Annotated in this window: 1 pseudogene; it reads right to left on the reverse strand. The window is 37.4% G+C overall.

What is annotated here, in order from left to right:
- Positions 1–406: 406 nt before the first annotated feature.
- A pseudogene (locus tag LG372_RS09565) lies at positions 407–1,102 on the reverse strand (virulence protein); the annotation flags it as partial.
- Positions 1,103–1,176 lie beyond the last annotated feature (74 nt).

Genomic DNA, 1,176 nt, shown 5'->3' on the forward strand with positions numbered 1-1,176 from the left:
CATTAAGATTATCCTAAATAGTATCTTTAATCTTGCTATCAACATCCTTCCAATCTTTATCTTTTGTTAACTCCTTTCTCTTCCTCCAGTATTCTTCAAAAGCTTCTTGATTATTATAAAATAGATAATCTTCATAAGTTTTCACAATTAGTTCAGCTTTTTTATTCAAATCTCCATTACTATTTTTAATTTTCTCAACTTTTTCCTTAAGTTTCTCTGGATTAGCTCTATTGGTAGCCTCCGATTTCAATTTTTCTGTTACAAGTTGAGGAAATTGTATTTGAGGATGGTGATGTACATAAGATTCTAAAATTTGAAACTCCTTATCGCTAAGTTCTTTTCCATTTTCCAACTTATCTAAGATTTTTTGGTATTCTTTATGCAAATCCTTAGCTTCCTTAGAAGAATCATATTTTGCACTCTCAATCTTCACATCCTTCATTTTCTGTACCCAATTCATGTCCAGACCGTCTGCATAGTAGTTGCCATCGCTATCAACAATGAGTTTACTTAGTTGCGTAGCTCCTTGAATCGCTAAGCTAAGGATTTCTAGACTATCACTGAAATACTGGGATACCTGTGAGACAAAAAATTCTAGTTTTTCAATCTTATCATCCAAATCCTGAATACCTGACTCAATTTGAAACTTGGTATTGTAGAGGATGGTCTTCTCAGAGAAGGCTTTCCCCCAATTGAGACTAAAGAGGTCTTTGATTTGATTTAGCCAGTTCTCCCTCGCTTGAATCTGAGCTTCTACGATAGCTAACTGCTCTTCTCTCAGCTTTTTCAATTCCTTAAGCTGGTCTAGGTCCAAATCACCATATCCAGAGACCTGAGCATCCGCATCTTTGTAGGATGTCAACTCTAGTTGGATATCATCTATCGCTGCTTGGAGCTTTTTGATGCTGGGGATGATAATCTCTGTAAAGAGACCTTTACCAGCTGTGTAGGCTGCTCCTGTCAACTCACCTGAGTCTAAAGAGGAAATCAGGTGATTACAGCCACTAGATAAGCGGTCTGTGACTTCATTTGCGACTCGGAGGTTGTTCGTCATGGCCTGAATCAATTCTTGTGATTCTTGTGCGCTGTATTTTACTCCCATGGTAGCCGATTCCTTTCTGATATCAGTTCTTCTCTAGCTTCATCGAAAGTAACAACCAGATAGCCATCAAAAGT

The sequence above is a fragment of the Streptococcus sp. Marseille-Q5112 genome (assembly GCF_916700555.1).
In the GTDB taxonomy this organism is placed as follows: Bacteria; Bacillota; Bacilli; order Lactobacillales; family Streptococcaceae; genus Streptococcus; species Streptococcus symci.